The organism is Mycolicibacter minnesotensis, from assembly GCF_010731755.1.
GTDB lineage: Bacteria > Actinomycetota > Actinomycetes > Mycobacteriales > Mycobacteriaceae > Mycobacterium > Mycobacterium minnesotense.
The window spans coordinates 202,101-221,052 of the sequence record NZ_AP022589.1 but is presented as its reverse complement, the minus strand read 5'-3'; the positions used below and the strand labels follow the sequence as shown (position 1 = coordinate 221,052).

General features: G+C 66.6%; 20 protein-coding genes. 16 read left to right on the top strand and 4 right to left on the bottom strand.

The window, feature by feature from the left end:
• The first annotated feature begins 5 nt into the window (after nucleotides 1-5).
• From G6N09_RS01130 to G6N09_RS01105, 6 genes are all read left to right on the top strand, one after another.
• Nucleotides 6-953, top strand: a complete 948-nt coding sequence (locus G6N09_RS01130) for an alpha/beta fold hydrolase (protein WP_083027988.1) — start codon at nucleotides 6-8, stop codon at nucleotides 951-953.
• Nucleotide 954: 1 nt separating this feature from the next.
• Nucleotides 955-2,031, top strand: coding sequence for a PDR/VanB family oxidoreductase (locus G6N09_RS01125; RefSeq protein WP_083027995.1), 1,077 nt, complete (start codon nucleotides 955-957; stop codon nucleotides 2,029-2,031).
• A gap of 33 nt (nucleotides 2,032-2,064) precedes the next feature.
• On the top strand, nucleotides 2,065-3,069 hold the full coding sequence (locus G6N09_RS01120; protein WP_083027987.1) for an alpha/beta hydrolase: 1,005 nt from the start codon (nucleotides 2,065-2,067) through the stop codon (nucleotides 3,067-3,069).
• Nucleotides 3,070-3,229: 160 nt separating this feature from the next.
• Nucleotides 3,230-3,967, top strand: a complete 738-nt coding sequence (gene dapB, locus G6N09_RS01115; RefSeq protein ID WP_083027986.1) for a 4-hydroxy-tetrahydrodipicolinate reductase — start codon at nucleotides 3,230-3,232, stop codon at nucleotides 3,965-3,967.
• A gap of 8 nt (nucleotides 3,968-3,975) precedes the next feature.
• Nucleotides 3,976-4,434 (top strand): tetratricopeptide repeat protein, encoded by a 459-nt coding sequence (locus G6N09_RS01110; protein WP_275985365.1) that lies wholly within the window; start codon nucleotides 3,976-3,978, stop codon nucleotides 4,432-4,434.
• Nucleotides 4,435-4,484: 50 nt separating this feature from the next.
• Nucleotides 4,485-4,892: a flavodoxin family protein gene (locus G6N09_RS01105; protein ID WP_083027993.1), complete on the top strand. Its 408-nt coding sequence runs from the start codon at nucleotides 4,485-4,487 to the stop codon at nucleotides 4,890-4,892.
• Between the two features lie 14 nt (nucleotides 4,893-4,906).
• On the opposite strand, the gene G6N09_RS01100 is transcribed toward G6N09_RS01105, so the two are convergent.
• Together G6N09_RS01100 and G6N09_RS01095 are read right to left on the bottom strand one after the other, a co-directional pair.
• Nucleotides 4,907-5,212 (bottom strand): CDGP domain-containing protein, encoded by a 306-nt coding sequence (locus tag G6N09_RS01100; protein WP_083027985.1) that lies wholly within the window; start codon nucleotides 5,210-5,212, stop codon nucleotides 4,907-4,909.
• A 110-nt stretch (nucleotides 5,213-5,322) separates the two neighbouring features.
• Nucleotides 5,323-6,801: an HNH endonuclease signature motif containing protein gene (locus G6N09_RS01095; protein WP_083027984.1), complete on the bottom strand. Its 1,479-nt coding sequence runs from the start codon at nucleotides 6,799-6,801 to the stop codon at nucleotides 5,323-5,325.
• 55 nt (nucleotides 6,802-6,856) lie between these two features.
• Here G6N09_RS01095 and G6N09_RS01090 point away from each other — a divergent pair, with 55 nt between their 5' ends.
• From G6N09_RS01090 to G6N09_RS01080, 3 genes are read left to right on the top strand one after another with little or no spacing between them, the layout of a single operon-like run.
• Nucleotides 6,857-7,285, top strand: a complete 429-nt coding sequence (locus G6N09_RS01090; protein ID WP_083027983.1) for a VOC family protein — start codon at nucleotides 6,857-6,859, stop codon at nucleotides 7,283-7,285.
• Nucleotides 7,286-7,332: 47 nt separating this feature from the next.
• A complete protein-coding gene (locus G6N09_RS01085; protein WP_083027982.1) occupies nucleotides 7,333-7,785 on the top strand; it encodes a hypothetical protein in 453 nt (150 codons plus the stop codon).
• A gap of 7 nt (nucleotides 7,786-7,792) precedes the next feature.
• Nucleotides 7,793-9,325, top strand: a complete 1,533-nt coding sequence (locus G6N09_RS01080) for a class I adenylate-forming enzyme family protein (protein ID WP_179959861.1) — start codon at nucleotides 7,793-7,795, stop codon at nucleotides 9,323-9,325.
• 25 nt (nucleotides 9,326-9,350) lie between these two features.
• On the opposite strand, the gene G6N09_RS01075 is transcribed toward G6N09_RS01080, so the two are convergent.
• Nucleotides 9,351-10,745: an IS110 family RNA-guided transposase gene (locus G6N09_RS01075; protein WP_083028024.1), complete on the bottom strand. Its 1,395-nt coding sequence runs from the start codon at nucleotides 10,743-10,745 to the stop codon at nucleotides 9,351-9,353.
• Between the two features lie 261 nt (nucleotides 10,746-11,006).
• Between G6N09_RS01075 and G6N09_RS01070 the strand changes: the two genes are divergently transcribed.
• Genes G6N09_RS01070 through G6N09_RS01040 form a run of 7 tightly spaced genes read left to right on the top strand, consistent with a single transcriptional unit; the run spans nucleotide 11,007 to nucleotide 18,194 of the window.
• Entirely contained in the window at nucleotides 11,007-12,254 is a 1,248-nt protein-coding gene (locus tag G6N09_RS01070) for a DNA recombination protein RmuC (RefSeq protein WP_083027470.1), read from the top strand.
• Nucleotides 12,255-12,263: 9 nt separating this feature from the next.
• The gene (locus G6N09_RS01065; protein WP_083027469.1) at nucleotides 12,264-12,959 is read left to right on the top strand and encodes a TetR/AcrR family transcriptional regulator; all 696 of its coding nucleotides are present in this window, start codon (nucleotides 12,264-12,266) and stop codon (nucleotides 12,957-12,959) included.
• An 18-nt stretch (nucleotides 12,960-12,977) separates the two neighbouring features.
• The gene (locus G6N09_RS01060; protein WP_083027468.1) at nucleotides 12,978-13,799 is read left to right on the top strand and encodes an SDR family oxidoreductase; all 822 of its coding nucleotides are present in this window, start codon (nucleotides 12,978-12,980) and stop codon (nucleotides 13,797-13,799) included.
• A gap of 13 nt (nucleotides 13,800-13,812) precedes the next feature.
• Nucleotides 13,813-15,033 carry an acyl-CoA dehydrogenase family protein gene (locus tag G6N09_RS01055; RefSeq protein ID WP_083027467.1) on the top strand — a complete coding sequence of 407 codons (1,221 nt, stop codon included), beginning with the start codon at nucleotides 13,813-13,815 and terminating at the stop codon, nucleotides 15,031-15,033.
• A complete protein-coding gene (locus G6N09_RS01050) occupies nucleotides 15,030-15,806 on the top strand; it encodes an SDR family oxidoreductase (RefSeq protein ID WP_083027466.1) in 777 nt (258 codons plus the stop codon). Before G6N09_RS01055 ends, G6N09_RS01050 begins: the two co-directional genes overlap by 4 nt.
• Nucleotides 15,799-16,833, top strand: coding sequence for a phosphotransferase family protein (locus tag G6N09_RS01045; protein ID WP_234807094.1), 1,035 nt, complete (start codon nucleotides 15,799-15,801; stop codon nucleotides 16,831-16,833). The genes G6N09_RS01050 and G6N09_RS01045 overlap by 8 nt, the downstream gene beginning before the upstream one ends.
• Nucleotides 16,830-18,194 (top strand): MFS transporter, encoded by a 1,365-nt coding sequence (locus G6N09_RS01040; protein WP_083027464.1) that lies wholly within the window; start codon nucleotides 16,830-16,832, stop codon nucleotides 18,192-18,194. The genes G6N09_RS01045 and G6N09_RS01040 overlap by 4 nt, the downstream gene beginning before the upstream one ends.
• On the opposite strand, the gene G6N09_RS01035 is transcribed toward G6N09_RS01040, so the two are convergent.
• On the bottom strand, nucleotides 18,191-18,925 hold the full coding sequence (locus G6N09_RS01035) for an alpha/beta fold hydrolase (RefSeq protein ID WP_083027463.1): 735 nt from the start codon (nucleotides 18,923-18,925) through the stop codon (nucleotides 18,191-18,193). The genes G6N09_RS01040 and G6N09_RS01035 overlap by 4 nt on opposite strands.
• Nucleotides 18,926-18,952 lie beyond the last annotated feature (27 nt).

The following is an 18,952-nucleotide window of genomic DNA, read 5'->3' as shown; positions in this document are numbered from 1 at the left end:
CCTGCATGACGCCTGCCGCCACCACCGTGAAGTCCGCCGACGGTGTCACCCTGGCAGTTCACACTTACACCGACCTGGACCCGAAGCGGCCGACCATCCTCGCGATCCACGGCTACCCGGACAACCATCACGTCTGGGACGGTGTAGCTCGCCAGCTCCTTGAGCAGCACCCGGATCGCTACAACGTCGTCGCTTACGACGTGCGCGGAGCCGGGACGTCCTCGGCGCCGGCGAACCGGTCCGGATACCGATTCCCCTCCCTGATCGCCGATGTCGCGGCGGTGATCGAGCACTTGGGACGGCAGGGGATCGACCAAGTCCACCTATTGGGCCATGACTGGGGCTCTATCCAGGGCTGGGCCGCCATCACCGACAGTCGAGTAGCGGCCAACGTCGGCTCCTACACCTCGATCTCAGGCCCTCACCTGGACTATGCGGGCCGGTTCCTTCGGTCGGCGCGCAATCTGCGCACCCTGGGCGATGTCATCAGGCAGCTGCTGGAGTCGAGCTACATCTGGTTGTTCTTGACGCCGCGGGTTCCCGAAGCCGCGTTCCGCTCCGGACTGGGAGTCCGGGTCCTGAACTGGTTGGACCGAATCGGCCGATCCGGCCGCCCGCAACCGACCATGCCGCGAGGCGAGAACGACTACGTCAACGGCCTCAACCTGTATCGGGCGAACATGCCGGGTCCCTTTCTCAAACCGTCGCACCCGCTCCCCACGACGGAGGTTGCGGTCCAAGTGCTTGCTCCCCGCCTGGATGTATTCGTCAGCCCGGCCCTGCAGCGATTCACCGGTTCGATCGCGCCCCATCACCGAGTCGTCGATATCGACGGTGGCCACTGGGTAGTCATCGATCGCCCCGATATGATCGCTCGGCTCACCGACGAGTGGGTACAGCAGAGCGTGGCCGGTGGGGCCGGCGCGTCCGGTACCGGCATGCGGCACGCCTGACGTGGCTGGACAGATCTGGCATTCGCGCCCAGCTGATCTCTACGGCCGGCGAAAACACGACCGGCTGTTCAACGCGCTCTGGGCAGCGATCACCCTCTTCGGCGGCGCCGCGACGATTTCGCGGTGGAAGCCGTCCCGGATTGTCCCGGTATCCCGGACGATCACGGCAGTGGTCACCAAGCGGGAGATGCTGACCAGCGACGTGGTGGCCTTGACCCTGGCGGACCCCGACGGCGGCCTACTGCCGTACTGGACGCCGGGCGGTCACATCGATGTCCAGCTGCCCTCGGGGCGCCGGCGGCAGTACTCGCTGTGCGGGGTGCCCGGCCGGCGTACCGAGTACCGGATCGCCGTGCGTCGGCTCGACGACGGGGGCGGCGGCTCGGTCGAGATGCATGAGTCCTACGCCCAGGGCGACACGCTGCTGTTCGAAGGACCGCGCAATGCGTTCTACCTGGGTACGGACGAGAGCGACGTGCTGTTCGTCATCGGCGGTATCGGGGTGACGCCCATGCTGCCGATGCTGCGCGAAGCTGTCGCCCGCGGCATCCAGTGGCGCGCGGTGTATGCCGGACGGAGCCGAGCCGATATGCCGCTGCTGGACGAGGTGCTGGCCGTCGACCCCGATCGAGTCACCGTGTGGGCCGACGACGAGCATGGGCGGTTCGCCGGGACCGACGAGTTGCTCGCGGGGGCCGGACCGCGGACCGCGGTGTACGTGTGTGGTCCCAGCGCGATGCTCGAAGCCGTGCGCGTCACCCGCAATCAACATGCCGACGCGCCATTGCATTACGAACGATTCAGTCCACCTCCGGTGATTGATGGGGTGCCCTTCGAATTGGAACTGGCGCGGTCGCAGCGCGTGTTGGTGATTCCCGCGGACCGCTCCGCGCTGGATGTGATGCTCGACGTCGATCCGACCGCCGCATACTCCTGCCGACAGGGCTTCTGCGGTACGTGCAAGGTGAAGGTCGTCGCCGGCCAGGTCGAGCGGCGCGGGCGCACCGCGGAAGCTGACGACGAGATGCTGGTGTGCGTCTCGCGGGCCAGCCAGGGACGGATCGTCATCGACGCCTGAGTCCGGGCGTAACGGTGTCGATAGACTGCCCGGATGTCTGGTGTTGCGCAGATCCATCGTGCCAGTTGGCGGGCCAGAATCATCTACGCCGTCTTTGCGGCCATAATGCCGCGGTTGGTGCGGTGGATCAGTCGCCGCGGGGGCCCCGAAGCCATGCCCGAAATGTTGGCGCAGTTAGGCCGCCGCACCAACACTGTCGCCCGCCTGCAACGGCTTCGACCGCATTTCAGGATCCGCTTCACCCGTGATCTCGCGACGGGGGTTCCCGTCGAGATCGTTCGCAGGGCGGATTGCGTCGCCCCGCTGGGTGACGGCGCCATCTTGTACTTTCACGGCGGCGGATTCTTCACCGGCGGTCTTGACACCCACCTGCACGTCGTGGCGACATTGGCCCGGCGGACCCGGCTTCCGGTCGTCCACGTCGACTACCGCCAATTCCCCGTCGTGAGCGTGGACGGTTCCGTGGAGGACGGCGTCGGTGCCTACCGTTGGCTGCTGGAGCAGGGGGCCGACCCGGCCAAGACGGTGATCGCCGGAGACTCCGCGGGTGGATTCATGACGTTTGCCACCGCGCTGCGAGCTCAGCAGGAAGGGTTGCCGGCCCCGGCCGGGGTCATCGGGATCTCGGCACTGCTGGAGCTCGAAGGAACGGCTCGCAGCACCCACCCGAACATGGACACCGACGCCTTCGGCATAGCGGACGCGCTGCCAGACCTCGTCGAGCATGTCTGCCCGTCGTTGCCGATGCGCCACGATCTGTCCCCGATCAATGGACGACTCGAGACCATGCCACCGGCGCTGCTCATTGCTGCCGAGTCGGAGATCCTGCGCTGCGACAACGAACGGCTGCACGCAGCGCTGCTGGAGCTGGGCCGCTCCAGCCGGCTCGAACTGTGGGCGAAGCAGGTCCACGCATTCCCGGCGTTGTTCGGATTCCTGCCCGAAAGCCGGGCTGCGTTTGAGCTGATGGTCCGATTCGTCGCCGAACGTCTAGCGGGCTCTGGCGAGTCCGGCGAGGCACGCCGGGAAGTGTCCTAACGGCAGTCCCCGCTGTGCTCATGGCGGCGACCTGTCCCCCGCAAGCGGGAGGTGCCCCCAGCGCCCGGCTTCGCCGCGCTCGCAGTCCCCGCTGTGATGATGGCGGGGACCTGCCGCGCCCGGCTTCGCCGCGCTCGCAGTCCCCGCTAGGGTGGCAGCCATGCGGGTAGCAGTATTGGGTGCCAAGGGTAAAGTCGGCGCGACGATGGTTTCGGCGGTGCAGGCCGCAGAAGATCTGACCCTGTCCGCCGCGGTCGACGCCGGTGATTCGCTGAGCCTGCTGACGGACAGCAGCACCCAGGCGGTGATCGACTTCACTCATCCCGCCGTCGTGATGGACAATCTGAAGTTCTTGATCGACAACGGTATTCACGCCGTCGTGGGCACCACTGGCTTCACCGATGAGCGGCTCGCTCAGGTGCGTTCCTGGATCGAGGCCAAGCCTGGCTCGGCGGTGCTGATCGCGCCGAACTTCGCCATCGGTGCGGTGCTGTCGATGCATTTCGCGGCTCAGGCCGCCAAATTCTTTGAATCGGTGGAGGTCATCGAGCTGCACCACCCGCACAAGGCCGACGCGCCCTCGGGTACCGCGACTCGGACCGCGCAGTTGATCGCCCAGGCCCGAAAGGGGCTGCCGCCCAACCCCGACGCCACCAGCACCGGTCTGCCCGGAGCGCGGGGCGCAGATGTCGACGGTGTTCCGGTGCATTCGGTCCGGGTGGCCGGGTTGGTCGCCCACCAAGAGGTGCTGTTCGGCACCATGGGGGAGACGCTGACCATCCGTCACGACAGCATCGATCGGACCTCGTTCGTTCCCGGGGTGTTGCTGGCGGTGCGTCGGGTCGCGGAGTTCCCCGGGCTCACGATCGGCATCGAGCCCCTGCTCGACCTGAAATAGGCGTGATCATGGTGTCGCCAGCCGCGCGGGTGAAGGTGCTCCTCGGCTTCATGTGTGTGGCGATGCTCATGTATACGGTCTTTCTGGGCCGGATCGCGCTGCTGCTGATCACCTCCGGCTCGATCGCAGCGACCGGGATGGGGGTGGCGCTGCTGATCATGCCGTTCCTGGGTCTGTGGGCGATGATCGCCACCCTGCGTGACGGTTTCGCGCATCAGCGGCTGTCGCGGTTGATCGCCGAGGAGGGCATGGAACTCGATGCCGGCGCCCTGCCGCGCCGGCCGTCGGGGCGCATCGAACGTGATGCCGCCGATGCCCTGTTCCACACGGTCCGTGCCGAACTCGATGCCGATCCGGACAATTGGCGGCGTTGGTATCGGCTGGCCCGGGCCTACGAATTCGCCGGAGACCGTCGTCGCGCGCGCGAGGCGATGAAGACCGCCGTGACGCTTCAGGGCAAGCAGTGAGCTCAACGCTGCTGATCGTCCACCACACACCGTCGCCGCACTGCCAGGCGATGTTCGAGGCTGTTCTTGCCGGTGCCAGCGACCCGCAGATCGAGGGCGTGGAGGTGGTGCGCCGCGCCGCGCTGGAGGTATCGCCCGCCGACATGCTGGCCGCCGACGGCTACCTGCTGGGCACTCCGGCGAACCTGGGCTATATCAGCGGCGCGCTCAAGCACGCCTTCGACGTCTGTTACTACCCGATCCTGGACTCGACCCGCGGCAGGCCTTACGGCCTCTACCTGCATGGCAACGAAGGCACCGAGGGTGCTGAGCGGGCTGTCGAATCCATCACCACCGGGCTGGGATGGGTCAAAGCCGCCGACTACGTGGCGATTTCGGGCAAGCCCGGCAAGTCGGACCTGGAGGCGTGTTGGGAGCTCGGGGCGACCGTGGCCGCCCAGTTGATGGCCCCCAATTGATGGCCTGAGTCCCACTACGGGTCGATGTGGTTCTCCGGCATGTAGAACGAGTGAAACGGGTAATCCCGGCCGGGTCCCATGGAGTGGCAGTCCTGCTGCGACGGTGGTGATTTCGGGGGCTCGTAGTAGTAGATGACGCAACGCTGCCAGCTGCCGTCGGGCTGAACCGGACCGTCGCACTTCTGCGCGGTCGAGAAGAACAGCAGGGGATTGTCCTCGCACCCTGCCTGTGCTGCCGGTGCGTTGGCGATCAGCCATCCGGCAGCCAGCCCGGTGGCCATCAATGCCGTGGCGAGGCCCCCGGTGAGGTAGCGCATCACTGTCGACCCCTTCTCGTTGTGCTGCTGTCGAGAGACTACGCCGGGTTTACCCGCGGCTGGGCAGGTTGGCTGCGCTGCGCGGCCATGCACGTGCTGATCGAGTGCCTCACTCAGAACGGCGGGGGCTGATTTCGTTCGGCGATGACGTGGGCTGCATAGTCGGCGTTGAGTGCACGCTCGGCACTGATGCGGCGAACGCGATCTTGCTCCCGGGTGCGCTTGCGGGTGGGCATCATGACGCCGCGCCCGGTTGGTGGTGAGCTCACGGCTGCCGGGGCACGTGGTGGCGGGTTTGGCCGGCACAAGGCCGGGAACAGCAGCTGACTTGCCGGTCGGGTGAGATACGTGTGGCCGGTGGGAGAGATCCATTCGATGGAACCGTCCGAGTGCTGCCGGTCGCTCCAGCCGCCGGAACCAGTCCAGAAGGTCTTGAGCAGGTGATGCTTCCGGCACAGGCAACGAAGATTGGCCGGATGTGTCGGACCGTATGGGTAGGCGATGGCGTGGTCGACGTCACAGACCGTTGCGGGGCGGTCGCAACCGGGGAATCGACACGTCATATCCCGGGCTCGGATGAACGCCGCTAGTCGGGCGGAGGGGCGATAGCCGGTCTCGGCCTCGGCGTGATGACCCAGAGATATGACAGTGGCCCCACCGCGAATCAGGTCCCCGAGCAAGGGCGCCGGCACGCTGCCTCCGCCGATGATGTGCCCTGATGTGGTGGTGGCCCGCCTCGATGCTGTGGCTTTCGGCTCAGGTTCGTGGGCCGCCTGCTCGGTAACCACATGGACGACGACCTGGGTTGCGCGGGCATCGGTACCAGCTGCGGCCGAGCAGTCCTGTGTGCCGCAGGCGCAAGCCAGGGTGCCCGCGCCGGCGGCCAGGGCACCGAGCGCGTCAGCGCGGCGCTGGGCCAGGGTTCGCGGGTCGTCGTCGCAGACGCTGCGGGCCAGTTGCTCCAACCGCTGATCGAGTGCGGCGGCGTCGACGGCGAACAGTCGGCCCCACAACCCGGTCACGCCGGACTCACTGTTCGCGGTGTCGATCACCACCTCCCGGCCCCGTGCGCTGGTGCTGGCGCGGCGCACCGCCGCGGGGTCGTGTCGATCGATGAGCGTGTCGATGGCAGTCGCGGTCTTGGCCGCCGATAGCGGGCCGAGCGCGGTGGCCAACGCAGCCAACTCGGCATCGACGAGCGCCAGCACCTGCGGGTCGGTGATCAACGTGGTGTGCCAGCAGATGGTGGCAGCCAGCCGGACGCTGATCACGCCGTCGGCCAACAAACCACCCACGCGTGGCAGCCGTTCGCGCAGCGCCGAGGCCAGATACATCTGCCCCGAGGCCATGCCGTGGCTGATGTGCTCGGCGGCGGCCACTTCGGCGGCCGCGGCGTCCCAGTTGTCGCATGCCCAGCGCGACCGGTCCTGTGCGGGGCCTTGAGTGCGCCGTGCGACCAGCTCGGCGATGGCCGCCAACCGGCGCGCCCCGGCGGCGGCTTCCACGCTGGCCCACCCGGTGATGGCTGCTAGCAGCAGATTATCGCCGACGGCGTCCAGCGACTCCGGCCCCGGCAACCCCACATCGAACATATGTGCGATAGTACGTGGACCCACTGACATGCGGCTGAGCCTTAGGCTCGGCCGCATGAAGCAGCAGGTCCACTTCGTCACCATCGCGGCAACTGATCTCGACGCGACCAGGAATTTCTACGGAGCCCTGGGCTGGCAGTCCCTGCTGGATGTGGACGGCGAGATCGTCTTCTACCAGGCCGCGCCGGGGCAGGTGCTGGGATTCTTCGATGCCGACAAGTTCAACCAGGACCTGGCGCTGCCCGGTGATCAGTCGCCGGTCTCCGGGGTCACCCTGGCGCATAACGTCGAGGATCCCGGGGCGGTGATCGCGCTGACCGACGCCATGGCCGCCGCGGGCGGACGCGTCATCAAGGCGCCGCAGGCCGGTCAATTCGGCGGGGTCTTCCACGCCCACATCGAAGACCCCAACGGACTGATCTGGGAGATCGCGCACAACCCCGGCTGGCGGATTGGTCCCGACGGCACGGTAAGCCTGGCTTGACGTCGTAGGGTGGCCGGGAAGTCCGAGGGAAAGGAACGGCACGAACGATGCCCTCACTGTTCAGTACCGCCTTGGGTGCCGCACCGATCTTCGGGGGAGCCCTGCTGACGGCAGCCGCCGGCCAACTCAAGGGGCCCGATGTGCGGGGCCTGATCAAACAGGATCTCGACCTGCTCGACCGGATTCCGTCAGAGCAGACACAGCGACGCGCTGAGCTGCAGCGCACGATCGATGAGCGTATTGACGACCTCGTCGCCGCGTCCGACCGTGCCAGGGCGTTGCGGTCTGCGGCGCTGACCTATCAGGGCAATTGGCGCGACGTGGTCTTCTTTATCTCGTCGGTGCTGTTCACCTATGTGTGGTGGCACATCAACCATGACCGCGGCAACTGGTTGCCGATGTTCGTGGTGCTGATTCTCGCCTGCATCTTGTCCGCCGTCTATGCGCTACGCGGGGCTTTGCGGGCGTTCACCCATGCCCGGCAACGCCGGCGACAATGAGCTTGTCATGGCAGATATCGTCCAAATAGCACGGCGCCACAACCCTTTTCCTGCAACCGGCGTGATCCGCGACTCCAACGGGATCACTCGCTATGCGCGGCTGCCCGCAACCCTGCTGGACCTGCTGTCCGAGCAGGTCGAAGAGCGCCCCGACAGCGAGGCCGTGGTGGAGCTCGGGGGCGCCACGCTGACCTACCGGCAGTTGTGGGAGCGGGCCGCACGGGTATCTGGGGGACTGAGGGCAGACGGACTGGGGCGCGGCGACCGCGTCGCCATCCGTTACCCCGCGGGACTGGACTGGGTGCTCGCCTTCTGGGGGACGCTGATGGCCGGGGGAATACCAGTCGCCGTCAACACCCGTTCGGCCCCACCGGAAGTCGACTTCGTGCTCATCGACGCCGGCGTGCGGGTCGACTTGGCTCCCGGTACGGCGCTGCCCGATGGCCGCCCGTATGTGGTGGACGGACTTGAGGCCAGCGACACCGCGGCGCTGTTTTACACCTCCGGCACCACCGGCAGTCCCAAGGGCGTGCCGACCACGCATGAGGCGTTCGTGACCAATGCCGAGAACATGGTGCGTACCTTGGGCCGGTCGCGTTCGCTGGGCGAGGAGTATCGGACGCTGATCTCGGTGCCGCTGTTCCATGTCACCGGCTGCAACTCTCAACTGCTGATCGCTGTCTACACCGGCGGCACGGCGGTGATCATGCCTTCTCTAAGTCTGCCCGACTTGATCGCGACATTGCCCGCTCAACGGATTTCATCGATGGTCACCGTGCCGGCGATCTACGCACTGCTGTTGCGGCATCCCGATTTCGCCGCGGTCGACGTGAGCGGAGTGCGGTGGGTCGGGTACGGCGGCGCACCGACGGCGCCCGCCCTGGTGCGTTCGTTGCGCGACGCATTCGGGGCCGCAACGGTCTTCAACGCCTATGGCATGACCGAGACGGCCTCGCTGATGACCGTGCTGCCCGACTGCGACGCCCTTGCGCACGCCGATTCGGTCGGCTACGTCGTGCCGTCGGGGGAGATCGGTGTCGTCCCGATCGGGGACGATCCCGGCACCGGTGAACTCGTGGTGCGCGGCGCGAATGTGATGGGCGGCTACTGGAACCGCCCCGACGCCACCGCCGCCGCCATTGTCGACGGCTGGTTGCACACCGGCGATGTGGTGCGCGTCGATGAGGCCGGGCGGGTGCACATCATCGACCGGCTCAAAGACATCATCAATCGTGGCGGAGAGAACGTCTCCAGTGTCGAGGTGGAGGCGGCGCTCCTGTCGGCGCCCGGGGTCGCCGACGCCTGCGTGCTCGCGGTGCCCGACGACGTGATGGGGGAGAAGGTCGGGGCGGTGCTGCTCGGCGGCCAGGATGGGATCGACCTGACCGCGGTACTCGACTACTGCCGCAGTCAGTTGGCGGACTTCAAGGTGCCCCAGTACGTCACCGTCGTCAGTGACGCGCTGCCGCGTACCGCCAGCGGCAAACTGCTCAAAGCGCAGCTCCGCGCCCAGGTGCGATGGGGCACGCCGCTGAGGTGACCGGGACTTGAGTTCCTAAGGGGTGTCAAGCCACGTGGCGGCTCGTAGGCTTGGGTTTGGCGGGCTGGGATGTTGGAGCGCTTGGCGACTCCTGTGACTCCTGGCCCGCCGCCTGCTTGCGGCGGTCTCGCATGCGCTGGTGACGGATGTTGTCACGGCGGCGTGGCTCGATTTGGTAGCGCTGCGTGACGATCATGCGGCCCTGGGCCTCGGTGATTGGGGTGCCGCCGACGTCGCGCAGGGCGTAGGGCTGACCGTTGCGCATGCAGCTGGCGATCCGGGTGACCAGCAGCGTCGCTAGGTGACAGATCGCTGAGTCGTGGTGACGGTCGCCGGCCATCAGTCGCTGATATTTCGCAGCGATCTGCGGGTCAACCTTGCGGGCCTGGTCAGCTGCGGTGCACAGCATCTCGCGCAGCAGCGGGTCGCCGGCCTTGGTGATCGAGGACTCGACCTTGCTCAGCCCGGACTGACTCACCTTCGGGACCAGTCCGGTGTAAGCGCGGATCGCAGCTAGCGAGGTGAAACGGTGGGGATCGCCGATCCGTCCGGCGATCACAGCGCTGATCACCGGCCCGACGCCGGGTGCTGAGGCCACGATGCCGTCGGGGTCGGCGTCGGCGTAGAGGTTGGCGACCCGCTCGTCGATCTGCTTGACCTGCCGGGTTAAAAACAGTGCCTGTTCGGCTTCGTGGGCGATGTCGTCGGCGAGTTCGGCGAAGTTCATCCCATCGGGACCCCACAGCGCGAGGGTTTCCTTGGCCGCGACGATGAGGCTGGCGGCGTGATCATCTCGCCAGGCGCCGCGGGAGCGGGCGATCAAGAACCGGCTCAGACGTCCCTGGCCGAGCCGGATCACGGCGTTCGGGTCGGCGTAGCGAGCGAGGAATTCCAGTGCCGCGATGCCGTAGTTCGAGCCGAGCACCGCATACCAAGCCGGACCGAGCAGCTCGACGAGCGCATCAAGCCTGGCGTAGACCGCGACCCGGCGTTTGACCATGGTGGAGCGCTGCTTGACCAACCGCCGCAACGGATCTGCCGGCCCCTGACCGGAATACTCCCGCAATCCCTCGGGGTGCAGCAACGGTAACCGGGCCAACAGTTCTGAGTCGATCCGATCGTTCTTAGTGTGCTTGGAGTAGTACTTGCGCAGATCCGCCGACTGCGTGGTGGGGACCATCACCACCCGGGCGCCGCGACGGCGGAACCACTCGGCCAGCACGATCCACGCGTTGCGGGTCGGTTCGACTACTACGGTCACATCATTCGGATCGGCCAGCTCCAGATCCGACCACAGCCGCTCCAGATCCCTCGGCCGGGTCGAGAACTTCCGACCCCGCCACAGCGTGACCCCGTCACGGGCAAGTGTCGCCTGGTGCGCCGCCCGCACGGCCACGTCGATACCCAACGTCAATGTCATCGTCGTTACTCCTGTCAGCCCTGATCCTGTTCACCCAGGTGGCTGACCATCGCGGCCGCGGCCCAGACATTCTCTAAGCAGGAGTCCACACCTCACAGGCTGGCTCCAAGTTCCCGAACAAGGACACCGCTCGACCAGACACCGGGCCCGCGGTCGACCACTCAAAATTCAGGGATCACCAGGTGTCCCGGTCGGACGTTCGGCCCAGCCGCGGACCTACTCCAAGGCTAAATGTCGGTGGCTCGCGCTACCTTGCGAGGCATGGACACGGCACTGCTGATCCTCCTCACGTCCCTGGCGCTGCTGGCGGTGATCCTGCAGGTCGTGGTGCTGCTGCGTCCCACGGGCGCATCGATAGCACCGGATCAGCTCGCGGCGTTGCGGGGCGACAGTGAGCGGGTGGAACGCACCCTACGTGCGGAGCAGCACGCCGGGCGAGCGGAACTGGCGCAGGCATTTCACCAATGGCAGACGACGTTGCACCGGTTCGGGTCGACCCTGCAGGTCTCGCAGGACAAGATCGGCGCCACGCTGGATCGGCAGCTCAAGAGTCTGCAGGCCGAGAACACCACACAGCTGGAGAAGATGCGGGCCACGGTGGACGAAAAGCTGCAGGCAACGCTGGAAACCCGGTTGGCCCAATCCTTCACCCAGATCTCCGAGCGCTTGGAGGCCGTCCAGCGGGGCTTGGGTGAGATGCAGTCACTGGCCGCCGGGGTGGGTGATCTGAAGAGGGTCCTGACCAATGTCAAAACCCGCGGGATCTTCGGCGAGACGCAGTTGGCCGCGTTGCTGGCCGAGACGCTCACGCCCGAGCAGTACGCCACCAATGTCATCACCGTGCCCGGTTCGAATGCGCGGGTGGAGTTCGCAATCCGGCTGCCCGGGGCCACCGGTGCCGGAGAGGTGCTGTTGCCCATCGACGCCAAATTTCCCCGCGAGGATTTCGAGCGCCTGCTTGACGCGCAGGAGCACGCTGACGCCGCCGGCGAGGCGGCCGCACGGCAGGCACTGATCCGACGGATCGAGTCGGAGGCCTGCGACATCTGCGACAAATACCTTGAGCCGCCGCACACCACAGACTTCGCAATCCTGTTTCTGGCCACCGAGAGCCTGTATGCCGAGGTGCTGCGTCAGCCCGGGCTGTTTGAGAAGATCCAGGCCAAGTACAAGGTGACGCTGGCCGGGCCGACCACCTTGGCTGCGTTGCTCAACAGCCTGCGTATGGGCTTTCGCACCCTGGCGATCGAGCGGCGCAGTAGTGAGGTCTGGCAGGTCCTGGCAGCGGTCAAGGCTGAGTTCGGGAAGTTTGCGACCGTGCTGGAGAAGACCCGCAAGCAGCTCGATGCGGCCCGCAACACCATCGATACCGCCGGAGTGCGCAGCCGGGCCATCGAACGCAAGCTGCGGGGAGTGGAGTCCTTGCCCGAACCGGAAGCCGACACCCTGCTGGACGGGTTCGGCGTCGGCCTCGACGAAGTCAGTGAAGTTGACATCGAATTCAGTTAGTCTGCCGGGATGGACGTCGTGCCGGCCGCCCCGGCCCGCCAATTCCCGGCGACGGTGCGCGGTGCGCGGACCCGGGCGGGACTGGTCGCCGCGGCCCGCAAAGTCTTCGAGCGCGACGGCTATCTCGACGCCAAACTGACTGACATCACCAAGGCCGCCGGTTGTGCGACCGGATCGTTCTATACCTATTTCGCGAATAAGGAAGAGATCTTCGCCGCCGTCCTCGAGCAGGCTCAGCAGGACATGATGCACCCGGGAATGGGCCGGGTGAGTGATTCCGATGACCCCTACGCCGTGCTGGAGGCCAGCAATCGTGCCTATTTGGAGGCATATCGGCGTAATGCCCAGCTGATGGGGCTGCTGGAGCAGGTGTCCCAGGTCGATCCGAAGTTCCGCGCCTTCCGGGCGCAGCGTGCGGACGCCTTCATCCAGCGCAATGCCGCGGGCATCGCCGATCTGCAGGCGCGGGGGATCGCCGGCGCCGACGTCGATCCATTGCTGGCGTCGCGGGCATTGTCGGGAATGGTCAGCCGGTTGGCGTACGTCACGTTCGTGGGTGAGGGTGCTGGTCTCGGTTCGGGTGCCGACTTCGAGACGTTGGTGGCCACGGTTACCCGGCTATGGGCAAACGCACTGCAGTTCCGCGCCGGCCACGAATCGAACATGAAATCGGATTCAACTAATGTCGCCACTGCTGCGAACTGAAGAACGGAGACGGTGTCTATGAAGGTTGCCGAACGGGTCGCGATCGTCACCGGCGGTGGTGGCGGCATCGGGGGCGCGCTGGCCGAGGCGCTGGCCCAGGCCGGAGCAAAAGTTGTGGTGGCTGACCTCGACGCGGATGCCGCGGCGGCTGTCGTCGACCAGATCAACGCCGCGTATCCCGGCGCGGCGGTGGGGCGCGGCGGCGACGTCTCCGACACCACGACCATCGAGGAGCTGATCGCGCTGGCGGAGGACCAGTTCGGTCCGGTCGACTTCTATTTCGCCAACGCCGGGATGACCGGGGCTCCTGGTCTACCCGGGGAAGCCGACTGGGACCTGGCCATTGATGTCAACCTGCGGGCCCACATCCGCGCCGCACAGTTGCTGATCCCCGATTGGGTACGCCGGGGCGAAGGCTACTTCGTGTCGACCGCGTCGGCGGCGGGGCTGCTCACTCAGCTCGGTGCCGCCACCTACTCGGTCACCAAACACGCAGCAGTCGGATTCGCCGAATGGCTCAACATCACCTACGGCGATCAGGGCGTACGGGTCAGTTGCCTGTGCCCGATGGGTGTTAACACCAAGTTGCTCTACGCCGGCGAACAATCCGGCGATCCGCTCGGCGACCTGGCCACTCGGGCGGTCACCACCGCCGGCGAGGTCCTCGAACCCGCTGACGTCGCCGCCGCGGTTCTCGCCGCCATCGACGAGGAGCGTTTCCTGATCCTGCCGCACCCTGTGGTGCTGGAGATGTTCCGGCACAAGGCAGGCGACTACGACCGCTGGCTGCGCGGCATGCGCCGCTACCAGCGTGGCCTGCTCGACTCCGAAGTGTCCTAGGTGAGGAGCCTGTATGTCCCTGTTTGAAATATCAGAGCGCGCCAAGAAGTACCAGGCCGACTTGCTGGAGTTCATGGATTCCCATGTGTATCCGGCCGAAGCGATCTACGAGGAGCAGATGGCCGAGGCGGGGAACCCGCATTTCCAGCCCCCGATCCTCGAGGAACTCAAATCTGAAGCGCGCAGCCGCGGCCTGTGGAATCTCTTCCATCCGCATCCCGAATGGGGGCCGGGACTGACCAACCTCGAATACGCGCCGCTGGCCGAGATCATGGGCCGTAGCCCGCATCTGGCGCCCGAAGCCACCAACTGCAGTGCTCCCGACACCGGCAACATGGAGGTGTTCACGCTGTTCGGCAGCGACGAGCACAAGGAGCGCTACCTCAAGCCTTTGCTGGAGGGCACCATCCGGTCGGCGTTCGCGATGACCGAGCCCCAGGTGGCCAGCTCGGACGCCACCAATGTGCAATTGTCCATGGTTCGCGACGGTGATCACTACGTGCTCAACGGCCGGAAATGGTTCGCCTCCAACGCTTTGCATCAGAACTGCAAGGTGATGATCGTGATGGGCAAGACCGACCCGGACGCGGCAACTCACCGGCAGCAGTCGATGATGGTCGTTCCGCTGGATGCGCCGGGGGTCACCCTCATGCGCGGCCTGACCGTGATGGGCTATCAGGACCGCGAGGGTCACGCCGAGATCGACTTCACGGACGTAAGGGTGCCGGTCAAGGATGTTCTCAAAGGTGAGGGCGAAGGATTCGCGATCGCCCAGGCGCGGCTCGGGCCGGGCCGAATCCACCACTGTATGCGGGCCATCGGCATGGCCGAACGGGCGCTGGAGCTGCTGTGCAAGCGTGCGCAGTCCCGCGTGGCCTTCGGCAGGCCGATCGCTGACAACGCCAATATCCGCGACTGGATCGCCGAGGCGCGCATCGAGATCGAGATGATCCGGCTGTTGACGCTCAAGACCGCATATCTGATGGACACCGTCGGCAACAAGGCGGCGCAGGTCGAGATCGCCGCGATCAAGGTCGCTGCACCCAACATCGCTCTGACGATCGTCGACCGGGCCATGCAGGTGCACGGCGCCGGCGGGCTCACCGAAGACTTCCCGCTGGCCGGCTTCTGGGCCCACCTGCGTACCCTGCGGCTTGCCGACGGCCCCGACGAGGTCCACAAGCGCGCGATCGCGCGCCAGGAATTGCGCAAGTATCGCGAGGGCGCGCGATGACGACACAGGATTTCACCGGTCGGACGGCGATCATCACCGGCGGGTCACGAGGAATCGGGCTGGCGATCGGACAGCGGTTGGCCGAGGCGGGCGCCAACGTGGTGCTGACCTCACGAGATCAGGAGAGTGCCGACGCCGCCGCGGCCCAGATCGCCGGCAGTGCGTTGGGCGTGGCCGCCCATGTCGCCGACGACGAGGCGGCCCAGCGCTGCATCGACGCCACCCTGGAACGCTTCGGCCGCATCGACATCCTGGTCAACAACGCGGGCACCAATCCGGCGTTCGGACGGCTCATCGACCAGGACCATGCCCGGTTCGCCAAGATCTTCGACATCAACCTGTGGGGGCCACTGCTGTGGACGTCCTGCGTAGTGCGGGCGTGGATGGGCGATCACGGGGGCGTGGTAATCAACACGGCCTCGATCGGCGGCATGAGCCATGCGCCGCTGATGGGCATGTACAACGCCACCAAAGCGGCGCTGATCCACGTCACCAAACAACTCGCGCTGGAACTGTCCCCGGGGATCCGGGTCAACGCGATCTGCCCTGGAGTGGTGCGCACCAAGCTTGCCGAGGTGCTGTGGAAAGAACACGAGCACGCGCTGGCGGACACCATGCCCCTAGGCCGGATCGGCGAGCCGGTGGACGTGGCCGACGCGGTGGCTTTCCTGGCGTCCGACGCGGCGAGCTGGATCACCGGCCAGACCCTGGTCATGGATGGTGGCCAGATCCTCGGTGACGCAACCGGATTCCGGGGAGGTCTCGGTGGCTGATGAGCCACTTGGCCTAGACCCGGTGGCGGTGACGGCCTGGATCACCGAGTTGGGCTTACCGGTGGATGGACCGCTGCGCTTCGAGCGGATCGGGATCGGTCAGTCCAATCTGACCTACCTGGTCTCCGACGCCGCCGGACACAGCTCGGTGCTGCGCCGGCCCCCGGTGGGAAAACTGCTGGCCTCGGCCCACGATGTCGCCCGGGAAGCACGCATCCTCACAGCACTGGGCGACACTGTCGTCCCCACGCCGCAGGTGTTCGGACTGACCCGAGACGTTCACGACACCCCGTTGTTGTTGATGGAGTTCGTCGACGGAGTGGTGGTGGACCGGATGGCGGTGGCGCAGTCGCTGTCTCCCCAGCGGCGCCGGCAGATCGGTTTGTCCATGCCCCAAGCCCTGGCCAGGATCCACGCCGTCGACATCACCGAGGTCGGTCTGGATGATCTGGCCAGCCACAAGCCCTACGCTCAGCGTCAGCTCAAACGCTGGGCCGGACAATGGGAGAAATCCAAGACGCGAGAGCTGCCCGCACTCGACGACCTGACCCGGCGACTGAACGCCGCGGTCCCGGAGCAACATGAGGTGACGTTGGTGCACGGCGACTTTCATCTGCGCAACGTGATCACCTCGCCGCAGAGCGGCGACGTCATCGCGGTGCTCGATTGGGAGTTGTCCACCCTGGGCGACCCGCTGGCCGACATGGGCAGCCTGCTTGCCTACTGGCCAGAGGTGGGCGAAGAGCACATCGCCGGTGATTTCGCCATCAGCACCCTGGAAGGTTTCCCGGATCGAGCGGAACTCGCCCAGGTGTATTTGGACGAGACCGGCCGTGACGCGGCGACGCTGCAGTACTGGCATGCCCTCGGGCTCTGGAAGGTCGCGATCATCGCCGAGGGCATCGTGCGGCGGGTGCTGGACAACCCGGCCAATAAGGCCGCAGGTGGCACCCCGATCACCGCGTGGATCGACGGCTTGGTGGACAAGGCGCGTGCGGTTGCCGACGAGGCGGGCATCGCCAGGTGAGCACCGCCTATAGCTCCGGGATCGGCGAGGCCGACCTTGTCGCCGGTGTTCCGCGCCGCAGGATCGCAGTGGCGGCGATGGTCGGCACCACGGTCGAGTTCTACGACTTCTACGTCTATGCGGCCGCCGCCGTCACCGTCTTCCCGCACCTGTTCTTTCCGACAGGCAATCCCACCGCGGCGCTGTTGGCCTCGTTGGCGACCTTCGGGTTGGCGTTCGTGGCCCGACCGGTGGGATCGATCCTGTTCGGACACTTCGGTGATCGGCTGGGTCGCAAGTCCACGCTGGTCGCCTCTTTGCTGTTGATGGGCGTCGCCACATTCCTGATCGGTGTGCTGCCCACCTACCATCAGATCGGTCTTGTGGCCCCGGTGCTGCTGGCTACCCTGCGGTTCTGTCAGGGCCTGGCGCTAGGCGGCGAATGGAGCGGCGCAGCGCTGCTGGCCACCGAAACCGCCAAACCGGGTCGTCGGGCGACGGCGGGCATCTGGCCGCAACTCGGTGCGCCCTTGGGCTACGTTTTGGCCACCTCGATCTTCCTGATCTTGTTCCTCTGGTTGGGATCGGGCGGCGCCGGCGCGGACGTGACCGGGCCCTTTCTCACCTGGGGCTGGCGGATTCCCTTTCTGCTGAGTGCTGTGATGGTGGCCGTCGGACTGTATGTCCGGCTGCGGCTCACCGAAACTCCGGTCTTCGCGCAGGCCAAGGCCACCGGCACGCCGGTGAACGCGCCTATCGCCGCGCTCCTGCGGGGCAGCTGGCGCCGGCTGGTCATCGGCACGCTGGCGATGGTGGTGCCCTACACACTCTTCTTCACCGTGACGACCTGGAGCCTGAGCTACGGCACCGCCAAACGTCCGCCGGAGGGCATCGGCCTGGGATATGGCTATGCCGAGTTTCTCGGACTGCAGCTGATCGCCGTGCTGTTCTTCGTCGCCGTATTGCCGATCGTCGGCAGACTGGCCGACCACTTCGGCCGACGTCCGCTGCTGTTGTGCTTCACCGCCGGGATCATGCTGTACGGGAGCACCTTCGGCCTATTCCTGAAACCGACCGCCTCCACCGGCGCGGTGCTCGTCTTCCTGATCATCGGGATGACGCTCATGGGTTTGGCGTTCGGGCCGATGAGTGCGGTGCTGCCCGAACTGTTCCCGACCAATGTCCGCTACACCGGTTCGGGCGTGGCCTACAACGCAGCGAGCATCCTGGGCGCGGCGGTGGCCCCGTTCATCACCACCTGGCTGGCAGCCAGCCACGGGGTGGCCTGGGTGGGTGGCTACCTGTCTATCGCCGCCGCGTGCTCATTCGTAGCGCTGCTGGCGATGCACGAGACCCGCGACGCCGAACTCGTGGACGTTTAGAGCGCGCCGCCGAATACCTCGCGCATCGCCGCCCAGTGCCGGGCCGCGGCATCGGCGTCAAAGGGTGCGTTGTCGGGGACGGCGAAGCCGTGCGCGGCTGGATAGAACTCGACGGTGTGCGGAACCCCGGCAGTGCTCAGCGCCTCGTCCAGGGTTGCCGCGTGTTCCTGGGTGAACGAGGCGTCGTTCTGGGCGCCGGCCACATAGACGGTGGCGGTCATCCGATCGGCCAGCAGATGTGGGCTGTCCGGGGCATCGGTGACCAGACCGCCACCATGGAAGGACGCCGCCGCGGCCACCCGCTCGGGCACCCGCCCGGCGACGACGACCGATGTCCGCCCACCCATGCAGTAACCGCACACCCCGAACTTCTCCCCGCGCACCTCGGGCCGGCCGGCCAGGTAATCGAAGAATGCTTGTGCGTCGACGGTCATGCGGTCCGGGGTCACGCCCCCGAGCATCGAGAACAGGCGGGCGCGCTCTGTGGCGTCGGCGAACACCGTCGCCATGTCGAAGGGCTGCCAACCCGGTTGGCGGTAGTAGACATCGGGCAGGAGCACGGCGTAGCCGAAGCCAGCCAGCTCCGCGGCAATGGCTTCGAAGGTCGCGCGGACCCCGCCGGCGTCGGGATACATCACAACACCCGGCCAGGGCCCTGGGCCCTCGGGAGTGAACAGGCGAACGGGGCAGTCGCCGTCGGCCGTGGTGATGGTGTCGGTGATCGTGGGCATGGCCTCCGTTGTACTACGGCCGATCGC

What these genes read in the sequence shown, in the direction of transcription:
- G6N09_RS01130 (WP_083027988.1), top strand. Translation starts at nt 6, where the DNA reads ATGACGCCTGCCGCCACCACCGTGAAGTCCGCCGACGGTGTCACCCTG.
- G6N09_RS01120 (WP_083027987.1), top strand. Translation starts at nt 2,065, where the DNA reads ATGTCTGGTGTTGCGCAGATCCATCGTGCCAGTTGGCGGGCCAGAATC.
- dapB (WP_083027986.1), top strand. Translation starts at nt 3,230, where the DNA reads ATGCGGGTAGCAGTATTGGGTGCCAAGGGTAAAGTCGGCGCGACGATG.
- G6N09_RS01110 (WP_275985365.1), top strand. Translation starts at nt 3,976, where the DNA reads ATGGTGTCGCCAGCCGCGCGGGTGAAGGTGCTCCTCGGCTTCATGTGT.
- G6N09_RS01105 (WP_083027993.1), top strand. Translation starts at nt 4,485, where the DNA reads ATGTTCGAGGCTGTTCTTGCCGGTGCCAGCGACCCGCAGATCGAGGGC.
- G6N09_RS01095 (WP_083027984.1), bottom strand. Translation starts at nt 6,801, where the DNA reads ATGTTCGATGTGGGGTTGCCGGGGCCGGAGTCGCTGGACGCCGTCGGC.
- G6N09_RS01090 (WP_083027983.1), top strand. Translation starts at nt 6,857, where the DNA reads ATGAAGCAGCAGGTCCACTTCGTCACCATCGCGGCAACTGATCTCGAC.
- G6N09_RS01085 (WP_083027982.1), top strand. Translation starts at nt 7,333, where the DNA reads ATGCCCTCACTGTTCAGTACCGCCTTGGGTGCCGCACCGATCTTCGGG.
- G6N09_RS01080 (WP_179959861.1), top strand. Translation starts at nt 7,793, where the DNA reads ATGGCAGATATCGTCCAAATAGCACGGCGCCACAACCCTTTTCCTGCA.
- G6N09_RS01075 (WP_083028024.1), bottom strand. Translation starts at nt 10,745, where the DNA reads ATGACATTGACGTTGGGTATCGACGTGGCCGTGCGGGCGGCGCACCAG.
- G6N09_RS01070 (WP_083027470.1), top strand. Translation starts at nt 11,007, where the DNA reads ATGGACACGGCACTGCTGATCCTCCTCACGTCCCTGGCGCTGCTGGCG.
- G6N09_RS01065 (WP_083027469.1), top strand. Translation starts at nt 12,264, where the DNA reads ATGGACGTCGTGCCGGCCGCCCCGGCCCGCCAATTCCCGGCGACGGTG.
- G6N09_RS01060 (WP_083027468.1), top strand. Translation starts at nt 12,978, where the DNA reads ATGAAGGTTGCCGAACGGGTCGCGATCGTCACCGGCGGTGGTGGCGGC.
- G6N09_RS01055 (WP_083027467.1), top strand. Translation starts at nt 13,813, where the DNA reads ATGTCCCTGTTTGAAATATCAGAGCGCGCCAAGAAGTACCAGGCCGAC.
- G6N09_RS01050 (WP_083027466.1), top strand. Translation starts at nt 15,030, where the DNA reads ATGACGACACAGGATTTCACCGGTCGGACGGCGATCATCACCGGCGGG.
- G6N09_RS01035 (WP_083027463.1), bottom strand. Translation starts at nt 18,925, where the DNA reads ATGCCCACGATCACCGACACCATCACCACGGCCGACGGCGACTGCCCC.